Source organism: Shewanella sp. UCD-KL12 (genome assembly GCF_001957125.1).
Taxonomy (GTDB): Bacteria; Pseudomonadota; Gammaproteobacteria; order Enterobacterales; family Shewanellaceae; genus Shewanella.
This window is the reverse complement of sequence record NZ_MPHJ01000008.1, coordinates 158,323-176,831: the sequence shown is the minus strand read 5'-3', so window position 1 is coordinate 176,831 and position 18,509 is coordinate 158,323. Positions and strand designations below refer to the sequence as shown.

General features: G+C 42.5%; 16 protein-coding genes and 1 riboswitch. Of the genes, 6 read left to right on the top strand and 10 right to left on the bottom strand.

Going from position 1 to position 18,509, the window contains the following annotated elements; translation table 11 throughout:
- Positions 1–8 precede the first annotated feature (8 nt).
- Genes BM736_RS15460 through BM736_RS15445 form a run of 4 tightly spaced genes read left to right on the top strand, consistent with a single transcriptional unit; the run spans position 9 to position 5,247 of the window.
- Positions 9–1,514: an inactive transglutaminase family protein gene (locus tag BM736_RS15460; RefSeq protein ID WP_076413773.1), complete on the top strand. Its 1,506-nt coding sequence runs from the start codon at positions 9–11 to the stop codon at positions 1,512–1,514.
- A 2-nt stretch (positions 1,515–1,516) separates the two neighbouring features.
- On the top strand, positions 1,517–2,479 hold the full coding sequence (locus BM736_RS15455; RefSeq protein ID WP_076413771.1) for an alpha-L-glutamate ligase-like protein: 963 nt from the start codon (positions 1,517–1,519) through the stop codon (positions 2,477–2,479).
- The gene (locus tag BM736_RS15450; protein ID WP_076413770.1) at positions 2,442–4,217 is read left to right on the top strand and encodes a M2 family metallopeptidase; all 1,776 of its coding nucleotides are present in this window, start codon (positions 2,442–2,444) and stop codon (positions 4,215–4,217) included. Before BM736_RS15455 ends, BM736_RS15450 begins: the two co-directional genes overlap by 38 nt.
- Positions 4,150–5,247 carry a DUF3541 domain-containing protein gene (locus BM736_RS15445; protein ID WP_076413768.1) on the top strand — a complete coding sequence of 366 codons (1,098 nt, stop codon included), beginning with the start codon at positions 4,150–4,152 and terminating at the stop codon, positions 5,245–5,247. Before BM736_RS15450 ends, BM736_RS15445 begins: the two co-directional genes overlap by 68 nt.
- 148 nt (positions 5,248–5,395) lie before the next feature.
- Here the strand turns inward: BM736_RS15445 and BM736_RS15440 are convergent, their stop codons facing one another.
- The 9 genes from BM736_RS15440 to BM736_RS15400 all read right to left on the bottom strand — a co-directional run bounded on the left by BM736_RS15440 (position 5,396) and on the right by BM736_RS15400 (position 15,191).
- Positions 5,396–6,727 carry a putative metalloprotease CJM1_0395 family protein gene (locus BM736_RS15440; protein WP_076413767.1) on the bottom strand — a complete coding sequence of 444 codons (1,332 nt, stop codon included), beginning with the start codon at positions 6,725–6,727 and terminating at the stop codon, positions 5,396–5,398.
- 5 nt (positions 6,728–6,732) lie between these two features.
- Positions 6,733–6,990: a chemotaxis protein gene (locus BM736_RS15435; protein WP_076413765.1), complete on the bottom strand. Its 258-nt coding sequence runs from the start codon at positions 6,988–6,990 to the stop codon at positions 6,733–6,735.
- A 172-nt stretch (positions 6,991–7,162) separates the two neighbouring features.
- Positions 7,163–8,272: a 2-iminoacetate synthase ThiH gene (gene thiH / locus BM736_RS15430; protein WP_076413763.1), complete on the bottom strand. Its 1,110-nt coding sequence runs from the start codon at positions 8,270–8,272 to the stop codon at positions 7,163–7,165.
- A 27-nt stretch (positions 8,273–8,299) separates the two neighbouring features.
- The gene (locus tag BM736_RS15425) at positions 8,300–9,064 is read right to left on the bottom strand and encodes a thiazole synthase (RefSeq protein ID WP_076413762.1); all 765 of its coding nucleotides are present in this window, start codon (positions 9,062–9,064) and stop codon (positions 8,300–8,302) included.
- Between the two features lies 1 nt (position 9,065).
- A complete protein-coding gene (thiS, locus tag BM736_RS15420) occupies positions 9,066–9,320 on the bottom strand; it encodes a sulfur carrier protein ThiS (protein WP_083700220.1) in 255 nt (84 codons plus the stop codon).
- Between the two features lie 9 nt (positions 9,321–9,329).
- Positions 9,330–10,103 (bottom strand): HesA/MoeB/ThiF family protein, encoded by a 774-nt coding sequence (locus BM736_RS15415; RefSeq protein WP_076413760.1) that lies wholly within the window; start codon positions 10,101–10,103, stop codon positions 9,330–9,332.
- Positions 10,090–11,667 (bottom strand): thiamine phosphate synthase, encoded by a 1,578-nt coding sequence (gene thiE, locus BM736_RS15410; RefSeq protein WP_076413758.1) that lies wholly within the window; start codon positions 11,665–11,667, stop codon positions 10,090–10,092. The genes BM736_RS15415 and thiE overlap by 14 nt, the downstream gene beginning before the upstream one ends.
- Positions 11,668–11,670: 3 nt before the next feature.
- Positions 11,671–13,653 carry a phosphomethylpyrimidine synthase ThiC gene (thiC, locus tag BM736_RS15405; RefSeq protein WP_076413757.1) on the bottom strand — a complete coding sequence of 661 codons (1,983 nt, stop codon included), beginning with the start codon at positions 13,651–13,653 and terminating at the stop codon, positions 11,671–11,673.
- Positions 13,654–13,851: 198 nt separating this feature from the next.
- Positions 13,852–13,950, bottom strand: a riboswitch (TPP riboswitch).
- A gap of 176 nt (positions 13,951–14,126) precedes the next feature.
- Positions 14,127–15,191 carry a hypothetical protein gene (locus BM736_RS15400; RefSeq protein WP_143562412.1) on the bottom strand — a complete coding sequence of 355 codons (1,065 nt, stop codon included), beginning with the start codon at positions 15,189–15,191 and terminating at the stop codon, positions 14,127–14,129.
- 383 nt (positions 15,192–15,574) lie between these two features.
- Between BM736_RS15400 and BM736_RS15395 the strand changes: the two genes are divergently transcribed.
- Positions 15,575–16,258, top strand: a complete 684-nt coding sequence (locus BM736_RS15395; RefSeq protein ID WP_076413910.1) for a hemolysin III family protein — start codon at positions 15,575–15,577, stop codon at positions 16,256–16,258.
- Positions 16,259–16,348: 90 nt separating this feature from the next.
- Here the strand turns inward: BM736_RS15395 and BM736_RS15390 are convergent, their stop codons facing one another.
- Entirely contained in the window at positions 16,349–16,858 is a 510-nt protein-coding gene (locus tag BM736_RS15390; protein WP_076413753.1) for a tRNA-uridine aminocarboxypropyltransferase, read from the bottom strand.
- A gap of 210 nt (positions 16,859–17,068) precedes the next feature.
- On the opposite strand from BM736_RS15390, the gene BM736_RS15385 reads away from it, so the two are divergent.
- On the top strand, positions 17,069–18,502 hold the full coding sequence (locus BM736_RS15385) for an ATP-binding protein (RefSeq protein ID WP_076413751.1): 1,434 nt from the start codon (positions 17,069–17,071) through the stop codon (positions 18,500–18,502).
- Positions 18,503–18,509 lie beyond the last annotated feature (7 nt).

Genomic DNA, 18,509 nt, shown 5'->3' with positions numbered 1-18,509 from the left:
TTTAGTTAATGCATTCTAAGAAGCCTTTTTACATATTGGTTGCCCTACTCTTTATTTCAGGTATAGCAGCTAGTGTTTACCGTGGAATAGAACACAAAGTTCCTTTCTTACCAGGCAAGCAAGTACAATCTTGGGCCGTTGATGCAAAAGTCAGATTCCAAGGAACAGGCGAGCCGACAGAGGTCTCTTTCGCACTACCCAACGATCCTGCTTTTGAGGTGTTAGTCGAAAATGCGACATCACCAGGTTATGGGCTAACTATTTCAGATGACCCACAAAATCGTCGCGCTATATGGTCTGTACGTCAGGCTCAAGGGCAGCAAGACCTCTATTACAAGGTAACCTTGATCCCTACTGGTATTACGACTATTGAAGCTGACGAGTCGCCTATAGCAGCCGCCCCTTATATCTGGCCAGCAGCTGAAAAAGTTGCAGCAGAGCAAGCTATTGCAGAGGTTTGGGCTAAAAGCGCGACAAATCTTTCATTTGCTCAGCAATTAAACAAAGCACTTAATGCCGAAGAGCGTAGCCAGAACATAGAGCTACTATTGAGCACAAATTCGGCGGCAAGACTCTTTGTGCGTATGCTCAATAATAAGGGAATACCTGCCCAAGAAGTTAGCGCGCTATATCTAGAAGATCAACGCCGTAGACAGCAGTTAACGACTTTTGTGGAAGTTTATAATGAAGGGGAATGGCATCTATTTAATCCAGCAGACGGTAGCCAAGGCCGACCAGATAACTTACTTTTATGGGATCGCTCAGGTAAATCAACTTTAGATGTTATTGGTGGCATTAACTCTCAAGTTAATTTTTCAATGCTGCAAGATACTCGCTCTGCATTAGCGACCTCTCTTGATGTTATGAAAAATCAAGGCACATTGGATTTCTCTCTCTATCAGCTTCCTCTTGAAGAGCAGTCACTTTTTAAGGGGATCTTGTTAATTCCGATTGGCGTATTAATGGTGGTATTTTTAAGGGTTATCGTGGGCTTAAAAACCTCAGGTACCTTTATGCCGGTATTAATAGCATTGGCTTTTATACAAACTACCCTGCTGACTGGCTTGATTGGGTTTATCCTAATCGTTGCCTGTGGTTTGATGATCCGCGCTTACCTCTCAGATCTTAACTTATTGCTCATATCACGAATATCGGCAGTCATTATTGTGGTAATTGGCATCATAGGCTTATTCACGCTACTCTCCTACAAATTTGGCTTGAGTGAAGGCTTAACGATCACTTTCTTCCCTATGATCATCCTTGCATGGACCATCGAAAGAATGTCAATTCTTTGGGAAGAGGAAGGCCCTAAAGAGGTTGTATTACAAGGTGGTGGTAGTCTATTCGTCGCAACACTCGCCTATTTAGCGATGAGCGCAAGCTGGGTTCAACATTGGGTATTTAACTTCCTAGGCATCCATTTAGTGATTTTAGCTGTCGTGCTTTTACTAGGCCAATATACTGGCTACCGTTTATTAGAGCTTAGACGATTCAAACCTTTGGCTGGAGAGTAATGATGAGACTCTCCTTCGCTAAGCCTTCTGCACTGCGCAACAATGGTGTGCTGTGTATGAATAAACGTAATATTGACTATATCGGCCGCTATAATCCAAGGAAGTTTTATAAGCGGGTCGATGATAAGTTAACCACTAAGCAACTGGCATTAGCCAATGATATTGCAGTGCCAGCTCTGATCGGTGTCGTTCGAGAACAACACGAGATTGAAGAGATACCAGAAATGGTAGCGAATGAAGATGGCTTTGTCATTAAGCCATCAAAGGGCTCTGGTGGTAAAGGGATCTTAGTGATCACCAAAGTTGAAGCTGGCCGTTACTATAAGCCCAACGGACAAGAGGTCACTCCATCTGATGTCTACAGACATGTTTCCAATGTGCTAAGTGGTCTTTTTTCATTAGGTGGTAATCAGGATGTAGCTATTGTTGAAGGACTCATTCAATTTGATCCTGTCTTTGATGGCTATTCCTATGAAGGTGTACCCGATATTCGCCTGATTGTTTATAAAGGTTTCCCAGTAATGGGAATGCTAAGACTCTCTACTGCGGCCTCTGATGGTAAGGCAAACCTACACCAAGGTGCAGTTGGTGTTGGCGTTGATATCGGCTCAGGTAAAGGATTACACGCAGTTCAGTTTGATACCCCTGTTGATGTTCACCCAGACACCAATAAAGTGTTGATTGACATTCAAGTTCCTCAATGGGATTTCTTACTTCATACAGCATCTAAAGCTTATGAAATGAGTGAAATGGGATACTTAGGAACTGACATGGTGCTAGATAAAGTAAAAGGTCCCCTTTTACTTGAACTCAATGCCCGTCCAGGTTTGGCTATTCAAATAGCTAACGGCCGTGGAATTCTTCCCTATCTTGACCATGTTGATAGCTTAGGTAACCATAATATGTCTGTGGATGAGCGTGTTGAATATGCGAAAAAGCATTTTTCTCATAGCGCTCAGCTTTAGTCTCACTTTTTCAAGTTCGGCGGCTTTTGCCGCCTCTCCTCTTCCTTTGCTGATTGAGCAATGCCTGCAGTTGCAAGCTCCCGTGTTTAAAAACAACCTTGCGTCTACGTACAGCCAAACTCTGCCTGAAGAAGTTAGCAATGAACGTGTTAAAGCCGATACATTCGAAGCGTCTTTATTAAGTCTATTCAACATCAAAGATAGGCTGGCATATTATAAAAAATACCCACTACCAGCCCTTTATCAAGAACACTTACTTCAGTGTCAACTTCACTTAGCTGATTTAATGGCTGAAACCATTAATTCACCTTGGCTTACTGAACTGATTGCAGGGGTAGAAAATCATGACGACGCTGATCAGGAACTGACTCTACTTGCAACTAGGTTGAAGTATATTCAAACCACTCACCTTGCGATTAAGGAGAAGTCACGACTGCATACTGCTCAAGCTAGTATCAAAAAAGGGCTTAGAGATCAGCAACTGGCCTTAACATTTCACTCAAACAACTGCCAACTAGCTAATGTAAGTGATGCCGGCACTAACCAAGCTGCCGAACAAGACAACTTCAATATCAATATTGCTAATTATCTCATTCTTCAAAATGATCCCGTATGCCAAAAACTGGTATGGCAAGCTTATCAAGGGCGAGCCGCACAGAAAAATCGTGGGGCTCTACAGCGAGTAAAACAACTCAAAAATCAACAAGCCTTACAAAGTGGCTTTGATGACTACTCAAGCTTTGCCCTAAAGGATCAGCTACTCTCCTCAACAGCATTGGTTAAGCAGTTTTTACAAACACAAACCTCTTTGATAGCCACGCCTCCTTGGCAATTTGGTCAGCAGCTTGCAAACTCAGCTAAGACACCGATAGCAAAGACCGATATTGCTACCTTACAAGCGCAAATTGAACTAAGGGCACAAACTTTAGGCTTTAAGTTTGAGCACATCTCGAGCAGCACCCATAGAGTCTGGCTAAACGGCCGATTACTCGGAGATATTTATATAAAGCAGGCTAAACAGTCCCGAAGCTACACGCTAAAGTCACCCGTTTTAGGTAGGCAATTTGGTCAAGTTCAACTTAATTTAAAAGAGGAAATTAACCGTTTTTCTCATAAGCTATCAGTTATTGAAGCTTATGCTTTAGCCCTCACTTCACTGTCTGGCAGTAGTCACTATTATCTGGTTAATACATTAGGTGAAACAATCGACTCCAGTACGCTTGGCCAGCGTTGGCTAAGCTTATATCTCTCTGATGGAATATTATTGCCACGTGAACACGCTAGCCGTGAATCATTAATGGACAAATTTTCTAAACAGCAAAAGGTTTTTAGAGCAAAGGTTGCGCTTAACTTTTATTCAAGTCCAATCCATAGGCCCTATGAGGATTTAAGCGAGGAATTTACAAAATCATTTAACGGGACGTGGGATAACGTAGAAGATTATCCCTATAATTTTTATGCTCTTGTCAGCTCAGGTCCCCTCTACTACCAAGAGTTATGGCAGGATTCGCTGGCAAACTATATTTATAAAATGACCAAACGCTGTAAAAACCCGCGCAGTGTGTACAATACGCTTCTAATTAACGAAGAATCTTTACCATTAGACCAAAGGCTTAGGGCATTAATCGGTGATCCGGTTGACGCCAGTTCTCTTATAAAAAGGATACATGATGACTTTTCTTATTCGGAAAAACATTCTCAAGATCAGTACACTGTCACTTGCGCTACTCAGCCTTAATGCAGTGAGCGCTGTTAAAGAGGTAGACCAAGCTCAAAAAGAGTATGTTTATACAGGAATACAAAAGAATCTAGAGGCGCACCTATATCAATTGCCTCCGAGGATCCAAGGGCATTATGGTATCCGATTATATCGAATGACGGGTGATGAGAAATACGCTAATGCAGCCCTTGTCGATCTCTATGCAGTAACAGAGTCTCAAGCTTTTTACGCTTGCTCACTTGATGAGCCTGGCTTTATAACGAGTGAAGCTAAAAAAGCTATTTCAGTACTTGGTAAAGGGCCTAGAGCTAAAGCGAGAAAGAAAGCACTAAAACCTTTTCCAGAGTTTCTATTTTATACCGATGTCTTACTTAGATTTTCAAGCAGAATTGATGAGTTTGGCCTAACAGGTCCCTGTAATGACAAGCTTATTTCAGCACTGAAAAAAGCGGACTTAGAAACAGGCTTAACTGATCCTGCAATGATAGAGTCATGGGCTGCACAATTAATCAATTACGCTTACTGGGCAAAACAGATAGGTGTTGGTGATTATATTAATGAATATAAACAGGCATTTATAAAAACCTACCCCGAAACTAAAGATGAAGAGTTAGATAAAAAACAATACCGTAATAAGTTATATGGAATGACGCACTTCATTTTTGCCGCAAGTGAGTATTATCAGCATAATGTAGATCCTAAAGAGTTCGCATGGATTCTAGGCTATTTCGATAACAATATTGATAGGATCTTAAAAGATGCCACTGATGATATTATTGCTGAAGTGGGGATCAGTTTTCATTTAGCTGGTTTATCAAATCACCCAGTCGTCGCTAAAACACAAGCTCACATTGTTAATGCGTTCGATGAAGAGGTGCAATTTATACCTTCGCCTATGGGTAACCCAGCGCTTGCACTCGGTGAGCACCGAAATGTACTTGCAATGATGCTGCTTAAGTGGCCAGAAAAATTGCATAAAGGCCCGTACTTTACAGAGTTGAAAGCAACCAAGAAGTACCTACCGAAACAAGTTTCTCCGAAGCAGTAGGATTTAGTGATATCAGCAAGCATAAAGATATGTCCGCCTGCGAGAGTTAAGCTTGAGGCACCGCACCAGCAGTGCTAAAGCTTGCCTTTCAGGCGCTCGGTTGACCACTTGAGTATGCTGGTTGATATTAGTGCAATTATTGATGGCTTTAGGCTGAATATCTTTGTGCAATCACTTCAGGCGAAAAGCTGAGGCTTACAGTACTGAGCACAGGTTTATCAGTAGGTACTGTATGTTGTAACTGCTTATTTATTTGCTCTACAGTCGGTGTGAGTTGATCAATATCATCGATTGCAGAGGGCGAATCGACTAAGTGAGGTGAAATGCTACCGTTCTCCTTCACCTCTCCAGACACTATCGGCCGATGAGGTTCAGGAAAGACCACACCGTTAATGGCATTCTCAGCCCCAATTAAGGGGGCCATCTCACTCGGTGTGAGTGCTTTTTCCTGGCGCTGTTCAACCAGCTGAGCTTTCGCTTCATTCATTTTCTTTAGCGCTTCAGATGCAACACGTATATCCGCCATTGAGGGATTGGTAGGTGCCATAGCTGCCGCGTAAACCTGTTTCATTTTATTTACTGTCGCTAAGGGATCGCCTGGCACAGTAGCAATATCAATTTGCACTTCACCATCGACAGCATAACGTCGCCCATCGCTCCCCTGCTCGTAAGTAAATTGCGGACTTTGAGCAAGATGTCCACCCACTGTAGAATGCGCTTGCTCGTGAGCCTTGACTTCAGAATCTCTGCTTGAAAGCTCTGCAAGTATTTGCTTTTCTATGGCTGCTTGCGCTTCGCTATCTTGATCATCACCTTCATCTACAGGATTAAGGTTATGGGTAAAAATAACAGGGGGCTCATCTTCAGTTTGCTTGGCTTCTTTAGCAGGGTTATCTGGCTTTACGTCACCTTGTCCTTTTATCGCAGTTTGAGTTTGAGAGTCAAAGCCGTTTTGCTGATTTGCATTATCAAATGGCTCTTGAAAAAAAGGATTTTGGGGATTATCTAAACCTAAGCCTAGCTCAGCGCCACTTGTAGTGCGAGAAGGGGCTGTATTGACCAAACCGGAAACTGTCAAAGGCCCCAAGTTTAAGCTGAAAGTAACAGGCTCTCCCCCCGTTGACCCCTTCATTAAGCTACTGGCATTAACGCCATTGGTTGGTGATGTGGAGGATGAAAGGTGAGAAGGTAAATTCAACGATTCAGTCGATTTAAGTGCAGCATTGTGGTTAATACTGAGGTGACTACTTAATGGTGCCTGATTAGTGCTATCAGCCGAAGTAACTTCAGTAGATGCGCCCGAACGGGGAGTTACAGATTGACTGGAGGCATGGTTAATAGCTTGACTGACAAGTGGATTGACAGAAGCCTGCTTCGTCGGCACAGCGCTCCCACTTGTCTCTTTTCCCTTGCTGGAAAGCTTCGACGACGAGCTGCTTGGCACAACTTGAATGTCAGGCGAAGCATTTACGCCTAACATAGTGACTACACCTCTAAATCTATTATTGTACCAATTGTTTCAGATGATGCTTCCAGCACTTCAACAGCAGCCTCACCTTGCTGCTCTGCTTCAATGGCTGAAACTAAAGCCTGAGTTTTATCTGGCTGCTCAACAGCTCTTGCTTCATCGGTTTGCAGATTAGTATCTGCAGGCTTAGCGATATCAATCGTCGCTTGAGTCAGACCAGATTGAGCACTCTGTAAGCCAGCAAGACCTGATACATTACTTGGTGGAATTTGCATATCCATAGCTCCAAAATTTTCTTGGTGTTATGGTTAATTATCAACCAGCGTTATAAGAAAGTACAGCCTATTTATAGTCCCTTGTTTTATAAAGAACTCATTTTTTAGATAACTCCCCTTTCCACGCTGGTATTTAACAATATGCTGTTATAAAAGCATTAGCGAAAAGCTTTTAAACCCAAGCTGACTCCCAGTCTTTCCAAACAGGGTTAAGCCCTCTTAGCTTCATTGCTTCACAAACTTCTATTGGCGTGCGCTCGTCACTAATTTCAAACTGATCTAATTCAGTATCTGGATTCACGTACCCTCCCGGCTGAGTAGAGCTACCCGCACTGAGTGTTGTAACACCAAGCCCAAATAGATTATCCCTTAACTCTGATGTCTCCCTTGTTGATAGGCTAATATCGAGCTGATGATTGAATAGGCGAAACGCACAAATAAGCTGAACTAGGCCTTTGTCCGTCAACTCCACTTTAGGAGAAATCCCCCCAGTACAAGGCCGTAAACGAGGTAATGATACACTGTACCTTGTTCGCCAATATTTAGACTCAAGATAGGCAAGGTGGTGCCCGAGTAGTAAGGCATCTAATCGCCAATCATCTAGTCCTAAAAGTACACCTAAGCCTATTTTATCAATACCTGATTTAGCAATACGTTCTGGCGTATCGAGGCGATAAGCATAATCACTTTTCTTTCCACGTGTGTGGTGCTGAGCGTAAGTATGTGGATTGTAAGTTTCTTGATAGATCATCACAGCATCTAAACCAAGGTTGACTAGCTCTTGATACTCCGTTTCGGCTAGAGGCTGCACCTCCATCGCGAGATAACTAAACTCGGCCTTCACCTGAGGCACGACCTTTTTAAAATAATCAATTCCAACCTTAGTTTCATGCTCGCCAGAAACTAACAAGATCGAATCATATCCCTGAGATTTAACCACTGACATCTCATCAGCCAACTCAGCTCTATTTAGGGTCTTGCGTTTGAGTTTGTTACTCATACTAAAACCGCAATAATCACACTCGTTCGCACATAAATTAGACAGGTACAGGGGGATATACATGCCGATATTGGCACCAAACCTTTGCTTTGTTAATTGCGCCGATTTTTGTGCCATACTCTCTAGGTAAGGCTCTGCTGCAGGTGAAAGCAGCGCCAGTAAACTGTTTAGATCCCCTGCTGGTGAATCTATTGCCTTCTCTACATCTACAGAGGTCGCTGAATATAAAGATAGCGATAGTTTTTCACGAGAGATGGTTTGTAAATAAGCTAAAAAGCTCATCTTCTCACTCCTCAACCTGTTATAGGCTTAGATAGTTAAAAAGCCGGTTAAGGGGCTAGTTTCATGTGCTTTAGAGCTTACTTTACCTAACCCCGCAACATAAGCTTCTCGACCTGTTGTCACCGCTTGGGAAAAACATGACGCCATCGAGATAGGATCTGGGCTGCTGGCGATGGCAGTATTGACTAAAACGGCATCAGCACCAAGCTCCATCGCATAGGTGGCCTGAGATGGAGCGCCTATTCCTGCATCAATGACGACTGGAATATTTGCTTGCTCAATGATTATCTTGAGAAAGGTCTCTGTAGCCAGTCCCTGATTTGAGCCTATGGGGCTGCCTAACGGCATAACCGCTGCGCAGCCAACTTCCTCTAAGCGCCGGCATAATACAGGGTCTGCATGAATATAAGGTAAAACGATAAACCCTTCATCACACAGTATTTTTGCAGCTTCTAATGTCTCAATCGGATCAGGCATTAAGTACTTAGGATCGGGATGGATCTCAAGCTTTACCCAGTTGGTACCTAGTACCTCTTTAGCTAACTGAGCAACAAAGACCGCCTCTTTGGCGTTTCTTGCACCTGATGTATTTGGCAGTAACTTTACACCGCTTTGTTTTAGTGGCTGCAAGATATCATCACGACCGGATTTCAAATCAAGGCGCTTCATCGCCATAGTGACGAGCTCAGAGCCCGACTGATTAATTGCGCTGAGCATCGTTGATGAATCGCTAAACTTGCCTGTTCCAGTGAACAGTCTAGAGCTAAATTTATGATCGGCTATCTTTAACATTCTATCCCCCTGCTACAACAGCAAACAACTCAAAATTATCACCCTGCAAACACATTCTATTGTCCCATTGTGATTTAGGAACCACCTGGCCATTACATGCAACCGCGACCGAGTTAAGTGCTATATTTTGTTGCTCTAGCAATGACTGAACAGTTATTGAGCGAACAAGCGTTACACTTTTATCATTGACGCTAACCGCTATTGCCGTTGAGCAAGTCTCTAATTCGCCATCACAGTTATTGTTGATAAGATTCATTGATTTCCCTTAACATTGAGTGGCATTTGCTATACTTGACTGACAACTCTCACAGGACAGATCCCGACTTAATCCAATTTCTCGCCAGCACATTTTCAATCCATCAAACTGAAGTAGTTTGCCAAATGGCACATCAATTCCCATTAGATAGTTCATCGCGACTAAGGATTGCATTGATGCCATAACACCAACCATAGGCCCTAACACCCCCGTTGTTTGACAGTTGTGTGTGACAACTGAGTCTTCAGGAAAAAGACAGTTATAACAGCCTGACTCTGGGGACTGGTTTAGGTCAACAATAAGCAATTGACCACTGAAATGAGCCACTGATGCACTGATCAGTGGTACTTGTTGTTTAACACACGTGGTATTGATTAATTGGCGGGTACTGAAGTTATCGGTACAGTCCAGTATCAGATCCGTTTTGGCCAATAACTCCCTGATATTAGAGTCGATAGCTTTGACGGTGACAGCGTTTATAGCACAAGCATGATTAGTTACAGTTAGCTTATCTCTAGCTATATCAGCCTTAAAATAACCAATATCATCGCTGCTATATAGCAGTTGCCTTGGGAGGTTAGACACCTCAATTTTATCATGATCGATTAGCGTGAGCGTTCCAACTCCTGCCGCAGCAAGGTATTGAGCCACTAAGTGACCTAATCCACCCATGCCAATAACGGTGACATGAGCGTTTGATAGTGCAACTTGCCCTCGTTCTCCAACCTCTGGAAGAAGTACTTGCCTTGAAAAGCGCATAAAGTCCGCATCAGACAGTGACATCTGCGTCCTCCCAGGCTTGAGCCAAAGCTTGAAATGATGCAGCTGGATCATCGGCTTCTGTTACCGCTCTAACAATGGCGATATCATCAACACCCGTTTTCTTTACCGTTTTTACTCGGCTTTGATCGATACCACCAATAGCCACTAGAGGATAGTGGCCTTTGAAAAGCTCGACATAATGGCAGAGTTTACTGAGCCCTTGTGGTGCCGATGGCATTACTTTGGTTGTCGTAGGGAAAATATGCCCTAATGCGATATAGGAAGGTGATATTTGAGACGCTAATAAGAGCTCAAAATAGCTATGACTCGATATTCCTAACGCCATTTGCGATTGAGCAATCTTTGTTAGATCGGCCTCATAAAGATCCTCTTGCCCTAAGTGAACCCCGTAGGCATTGTATTTTAGTGCAAGCTCCCAATGGTCATTGATAAACAAACGAGCCTGGTGATCGCGACCTAATGCGACTGCGTTAGCTATCTTGCTCTCCAATGCAGGATCATTGCTATCTTTGATCCTAAGTTGAATAGTCTTGGCTCCTGCCCGTAACAAGGTCTCTAACATTGAGAGGTCAGATACTACGGGATAGAGACCAAGGCGTTCATCAATTGATTTAAAAACAAGGTCTTTGTCTAAAGACGGACCATCGTCATAGCTAGATATCTTAGGGAAGTCACCAAGTACTTTAGGCCAACTGGTTTTGGCGACAGGGCCAGGGCCCTTGCCAACCTGATAACTTTGCTTGATGCCTGATGACACATACGCCTTTGCGACAACGATAGCATCATGGAGCACAAATCCAGATGCCATTACACAGGCGATGGCTGAACTTAAGGTACAGCCTGTGCCATGGGTGTTCTCAGATATAACTCTGGGACTTGTCAGTAAAAAACTTCTCCCTTGGTGTAGTACTGAGCTCCCTGGTGCATGAGTGCAAACAAAGAGGTCTTCTGCAGTATCAGCTCCCCACAGGGCCCCTTTATCCCCACCTTTAGCTAACACATTGCAGTTTAACGCCGTCGATAATGCTTGAGCCGCATGATGAAAAGCCTCCATCGTGCTTAACTCTTGACTCGCTAACTCTCTAAGCTCTGCGCTATTAGGAGTCACCAGTGTTATCAATCCAGCTAAAGCGGAGAAATCGATATTAGCTTGACTATCATCAAGGCGATCACCACAACTCGCGACCATAACTGGGTCTAAAATAACCGGGACCTCTACGGTGTTTCTCTTTTTATAATCATGTAGATCAATTGATAGCCAACGCGCTAAAAGCGCAACTTGCCTCTGGCTCGCCAGAAGGCCAATCTTGATCGCACTAGGTGGCATATCTTGTAGCAACGTATCAAGCTGAGACAAAAACATCCCATCAGACACAGGTTCGACTGCGTTAACCGCCACCGAACTCTGTGCTGTGATAGCCGTGACTATGGTACAAGCATGACAATTGAGATCATTGATGGTTAACAAGTCGGTTTGTATTCCCGCACCACCGCCACTGTCTGAACCAGCAATGGTCCAGACAATAGGTTTTGACGACGAAGGCAATGACGATGTACTTGTCATGTATTAGCCCTCAACCTCTTCAGCAAGCGCTTTATCGGCTTGTGGCAGTGATGTTTTATCAGCTGTCGCTTCATGGTAAAGGGCTGCGCCTTTGGCTTTAAACTCAGCAGACATCTGTGCCATACCAGATTGAATGTCCTCATTGTTTTTCAGCTTAAAGGCATCCTTGCTTTGCATCTCAATTTTCTGAGTAGCCGCGTATTCACGTACCTCTTGACTGATCTTCATCGAGCAGAACTTCGGTCCACACATAGAGCAAAAATGAGCAACTTTGGCTGATTCTTGAGGTAGCGACTCATCATGATAAGCTCTTGCTGTTTCAGGATCTAAACCTAGGTTATATTGATCTTCCCAGCGAAATTCGAAACGTGCTTTAGATAGCGCATTGTCGCGGATCTGAGCTGTGGGGTGTCCTTTTGCAACGTCGCCAGCATGCGCTGCGATCTTATATGCGATAAGCCCCTGTTTAACATCTTCTTTATTTGGAAGTCCTAGATGCTCCTTTGGCGTCACGTAACACAGCATCGCACAACCATACCAGGCAATCATTGCCGCACCGATCCCAGAGGTAAAATGATCATAACCTGGTGCTATATCAGTAGTTTGTGGGCCTAACGTATAAAAAGGTGCTTCATCACACACCTCCAGCTGCTTATCCATGTTCTCTTTTATTAAGTTCATGGGAATATGACCTGGGCCTTCGATGATTGTCTGAACATCATACTGCCAAGCAATTTTAACCAGCTCACCTAATGTCTCTAATTCAGAGAACTGCGCTTCGTCATTTGCATCAGCAATGGAACCTGGTCGCATGCCATCACCTAACGATAAAGACACATCATACGCGGCACAAATTTCACAGATATCTCTGAAGTGCTCATATAGGAAGTTTTCTTGATGATGAGATAAACACCACTTAGCCATAATCGAGCCACCACGAGAGACTATGCCAGTCAATCTTTTCGCCGTCATAGGGACATATCGTAGTAATACGCCAGCATGAATAGTAAAGTAATCAACGCCCTGCTCTGCTTGCTCAATCAAGGTATCTTTAAAAACATCCCAAGTGAGATCTTCAGCGACACCATTGACTTTCTCAAGCGCTTGGTAAATTGGTACTGTCCCAATTGGCACTGGAGAATTTCGAATAATCCACTCACGAGTTTCATGAATATAACGACCTGTAGAAAGGTCCATCACGGTATCGGCGCCCCACCGAGTAGACCACACTAGTTTCTCAACTTCCTCCTCAATGGACGAAGTGACTGCCGAATTACCAATATTAGCGTTCACTTTCACCAAGAAGTTGCGACCAATAATCATAGGCTCTGCTTCTGGGTGGTTAATATTAAGTGGAATAATGGCGCGCCCTCGGGCGACCTCTTCTCTAACAAATTCAGGTGTTATTGGCTGAGATATCGATGCACCAAAGCTTTCTCCTGGCGCCTTTTGTGTAAGAACCTCATCCGTCACTTCAGATAACGCCATATTCTCTCTAATGGCGATATATTCCATTTCAGGGGTAATTATTCCCTTTCTGGCATAATGAAGCTGGGTAACACATTGGCCTAACTTAGCTTTTCTTGGAAGAAGTAGTGATTCGAACCTAAGGTGATCTAGCCCATCATCGGCAAGACGCTGTTGAGTAAAACCTGAGCTGACGCCAACTAACTGCTGCGTATCATCACGCTCTAAAATCCAGTTCTGTCTCGCTTTATCTAAGCCATTTCGCACGTTAATGCTTGCATCAGGATCTGAATATGGTCCGGCGCAATCATAGACTTTTAAAGGCGGGTTGGTCTCAAAAACAGGCTCTGATTCACTGCCACCAACAAGCGTATCGGATTGTAAGATTTGGCGCATACCCACACGGATATCGTCACGACTACCTGTAAGGTAAACTTTCTCAGAATTAGGGTGCTGAAGAGGTTTTAATGTATCAATAAACTGTTGAGCTTGAGCTCGGGTTTCACGGCGGTTTGACATAAGCAATCTCACTTTTAATTGAAATGAAGTTGCTTGCCTGGAGAGTTGATTAGCAACATATAAGAGTGTTCTTATATGTAAAATAATGACATTTTATCGTAATTGGGTTGGCGTTTCCGATCGTTCAAAATCGATAACATCTGCCTTAGTAATCACCTAAAACAGATATTAAACACGCAGCTGTACACACGATTTATTGTAATTATCATGCTTGTTTCCTTCGCAGGTTTTAACCCGATCAGGTTCAACGGATCCCGAATAAACGGTCTCAGCCAATAGGCACTCCGACAAGATGTGAGCAGTATAATCGTAAACAACTAAAATTAACAAGTGCTTTGTAAAGGCAGCCCAATCAAATAAAATCACTTAAAAGTTTAAATAAAACAAATTAAAAACAAAAGCATACAATTTCAATATGAAAAATATCGATGAAGTTTTGTTTTTATGATTAATAATTTTCATATCTAATCCCGCTATTTTTTTGCGTTTTTATATGTTCTTTTTGCTATAGCTCGTTTTAAGGACTCAACGACTGAATCACCATCGCAACGAAAGGGGTAGCCTAAGTTTTCAGCATGTGGATTGATAGGGTTTGGTGTTTTTACGATTCTATAACAAGTATCCCCCTGCTTAACGACTCTATTGGGGTCTAACGCATTATCCAGTGTTTTGGCCTCACTCCATGTATCCACTTCAGGTAATTGGAGGATAATCATCTCGCCATCCATCTCACTCAGGGTTTTAATTTGAGTAAATTGATCTGCGCTATCCTTAACTAAATTATCGAGGCGCTGATCATTCTGACGAGTGAGATACCTTTGAGTCTTGTTATCAAAATAAGCAATGGAGCTATCACTTTTTGTCTTAAGTTCGTTGTAGCTAGGTGAGTCATAATATGAACCTGAGTTTATACCTACAGTTTTATTATCCATCGCTTTAAACAATGCTTTTAGCGCTTGGTCATCACTATTGGTGTTTACTTCTTCTACCGCCACAGGTACTTGAGCAGCTAGTTTGTCTTCCTCTTTTGATGATAGCGATAAAGTTGCTGAACGACTTGTATCCTTTGTCTCTGTTTGGCGACTCGATACTACCTTTTCAGCTTGGATTATATTGACTACTGCATGAGCCGCTTGTGTTAACGATGCTTCATTCTTTACGTTGCTGGTGTAATACATATAGGCATTGAGCTTTGAAGGCTTATAAGGAGAACGTACAGGAATTTGTAGTAGACTTGGGCTCCATAATTGTCCCAATAAAACAAGTAATAGCAAATGTAAGCTAAAAACTAAAACTATGCTCCACAGGCTGTTAGGTTTATTTATCTTTTCATGGGTAGATTCTAGATTTCGCCGAAAATTATCTTGTAAAAGAAGTTTTGGTACGTCAGCTACATGTCCATTTGATGCAAGCATCTGCTGACTAATTACCGGGAAGTCAATGATAGGCTCGCGATGAGTGAGTACATTAGTGTCTATCAGTGTTTGATCATGCAACACTTCTAAATCCCTCACAGATCTGGTCGAAAATTGACTCACTCATTCTTCCCTGATTATCAACGTTATTAAAGCTATCTAAGCTAGCAGCAACTATCCTAACTCTTGCTTTACGAACCTACGCAAGCAGACAGACAGTGACGCTTGCATTGCTGTAATTGGTATCAGTTTAGGTTTACTGATATGAACTTAACATCAAGTCAGATTATAAATCTCTAAATAAGTTCATTTTTAGTGCAAAACACTTTATTGCCAGCCCCTGAGTCATATGCGTTTGTTGAGTAAAAACGTCAGCAAGTAAAACCCGTCTTCATCAAGTTATTTATGAAGGTTCAAATCAACTAAGCGTACACATGTACGCTCAAGCTAGTTTTGCAAACCAATTACTGATAGACTTCCTTAAAATATTCATCATAAGCAGTTTAATGACAGTAGAAGAATCTATCGCCAATCAGTCTCCAGCAGTCACCCCAACAGTTGCTAGCTACTCTCCTAAAGAGGAGTTTGCCAATACCATGAGCCATGCCCTTGGCGTCATTGCAGGTATTGTAGGTCTCGTCCTTTCTCTCATAAAAGGCGCTGACTCACTAAGTTCAATCCAACTCTTTGGTGTAGTCATCTATTGCAGCAGTATTATTCTGCTTTTTAGCTGCTCAACGCTCTATCACGGGATCAGTTCCCCAAAATGGAAACATAAACTTAAAGTTGCTGATCACTGTGCCATCTATTTTTTAATAGCGGGTACCTATACCCCCTTAATGCTTATTGCATTGGATGGTTTTAAAGCCAATGTGATCTTAGTATTAATCTGGTCTCTTGCGTTTGGTGGTGTATTATTTAAAACCCTATTTATAAACCGCTTTAAAAAATTCAGTGTGGCACTCTACCTGCTCATGGGATGGTTATGTGCAACTGTAATGAGCGATTTAATCGTATCGATGACTGAGTTAGGTTTTCAGCTATTGTTATGGGGAGGCATTTTTTACAGTGTGGGGGTTATCTTCTATGTGGGGAAAAGGCTCCCTTATAACCACGCTATATGGCACCTTTTTGTGCTTGCCGGTGCCATCAGTCATTTTTTTTGTGTCTATTTAACCTTAATACATTAATAGCTATCACTATAAATTTATTCAGTATAAAGTCATTTCTTTGAGGCTCATAGAGCCTCTAAATATTGTGTATGATATTAACGGTTAAACTCAATCTAATTGAAACTCTGTCAACGCAATCTTTAGCCCATGAGCTTCATCAAGCAACCCATTTACTTTACACACTTCTATAATACATTCGAGCGTACATAGGCCCCCTTCTATCTGATTACGCCTTAAGGTGAAGTCGGAAACGGTGTCCGTATTGAGTGCATACTTATCTGCCAGCTGCAGATAGGGACTACGCTTGATCATTTTTCGAGCTTCTTGCCACGTTGCATCCAGAATGATCAAGGTATATGGAAGTGAATCTATATAGTTGCCTTGGTCAAGATCTATACCTTGTCCAGATTGGGTAATATCAGGTTCACCTCTGCCATCAAGCTTAGGGTACAGTAAGGCTGCTTGATGGTTTTTCAGCTGAGCGACTAGTGCTTCATCAGGATGAACTCTTGACCAAACTCGCCTCTCACACCACTCAGGATAAGCCTTTACAGCTAGGCTTCCTGTATTAGTTGTACGTAGCAACTCTCTTTCATGTGTTAATAACACAAACTTCATTTTTTAACTTCCATTAAGGTTTCTCAGCTCTACTCAAAAATGCACGGTTTAATAATGAGTCTGCACGACTATTTCAGCTAGCCAAACTCGCTACATCTAAGCACAGAGAGGTCCATCACCCTTTTAAAACTTTAGGCTATGCAACCAACTTAGTTTAAGATAAAATCAATGAAAACAATTCTCATTCCCAATTTTGAGCCGTGACAATTTATGCTTACACCATTAGCAGGGCTATTTTCTCGATTACAGTTTAAAATTTTTAGTTATTTTTCAGTATCCTTATTAGCTATTTTACTGATTGCAACAGGGATTGAAAGAGTTGTAATTAATCGATTACTGACATTACCTGTATCGACACAAACGCAGTTACATCAGCTTGCCACTGAAGCAACACAATTGGTCAACAACCAAGATTTAGTTGGACTTTCCAGGTGGGAAAAGCAACAGGATTTTAGGCTTTATGTGCTAGATAAGGACCTAGAATCAATCACCAAAACGGCCTTGCATCCTCACTTTGTATTTAAACTTCAATATTTAAGACAACTCGATCTTCCCATGGGAGACAGTGTTAGAAAACCGCTTATCGGCATTCCACTGCAAAACAGCTACCCATCAAACGGGCCGCTAACGCTTGTCATTCAATTGAGAGAAGAGCTTCATCCTGCTCAGAAACTTTCACAAAGCTTATGGCTTATACGGCTGCTTGTAGGGGTAGCTGTATTACTGGTTTTTACATCAATCTTAACCCGTTACTTGATCACGCCATTAAAACACCTTAAAGCGGGAACCCAAGAGCTTGCTAATGGGCAATTAGATACTAGGATCGCCCAACACTTTTCGGTTAATGAACCTGAGTTCTATCATTTAGCCACTGAATTTGATCATATGGCAGAACAAGTTCAAAACGCGATGCAAAACCAGAAACGTTTACTCAGGGATGTCTCTCACGAACTGAGAACCCCACTAGCAAGGCAGGAGCTAGCGCTGCACCTCTTATCAAAGCAACCGGGTAATGAAGAGAATAAATTTATTACCCGTTTAGAAAATGAAAACCAACAAATGGCTACGCTCATAGATAGTATTTTGGATTACAGTAGGCTTAACAATGCTTATGTTAAACTGAATATTGAACCTGTTTGGATCAGTGAGATCCGTGCAAAAGTATTGGAGGATATTCAATTTGAAGCAGCTCACCAACAACAGGTTGTTTGGAATGAACTATCACAAGATATCCAATTAAATACCGATGCAAGTTTTCTTTTACGTGCAATAGACAATGTATTAAGAAACGCACTTAAATACGCAGGTGAAAGTTGTACTGTAATGGTCAGTTGCCGAGCAAAAGGTGAGTTACTGATTATCGAGATAGAAGATGACGGTCCAGGTATTGCCAGTGCTGAACTAGAAAATATCTTCAACCCCTTTACCAGAATGGATGAAGCAAGGCACTCCAGCCAAGGTGGGTATGGGCTCGGCCTTGCTATTGTCAAAAAAAGCCTGAACCTATTAGGCGGAGAGGTCAGTGCTAGAAATCATCACCAAACGGGCTTGTGTATTCGCTTAACGCTCCCTCATACACCCAAGGACCGAGTTGAGGAAAAGCAAAGCTATGTAAATAATACATTAGGATTTAAAGTCGGCTAAGCCTGCT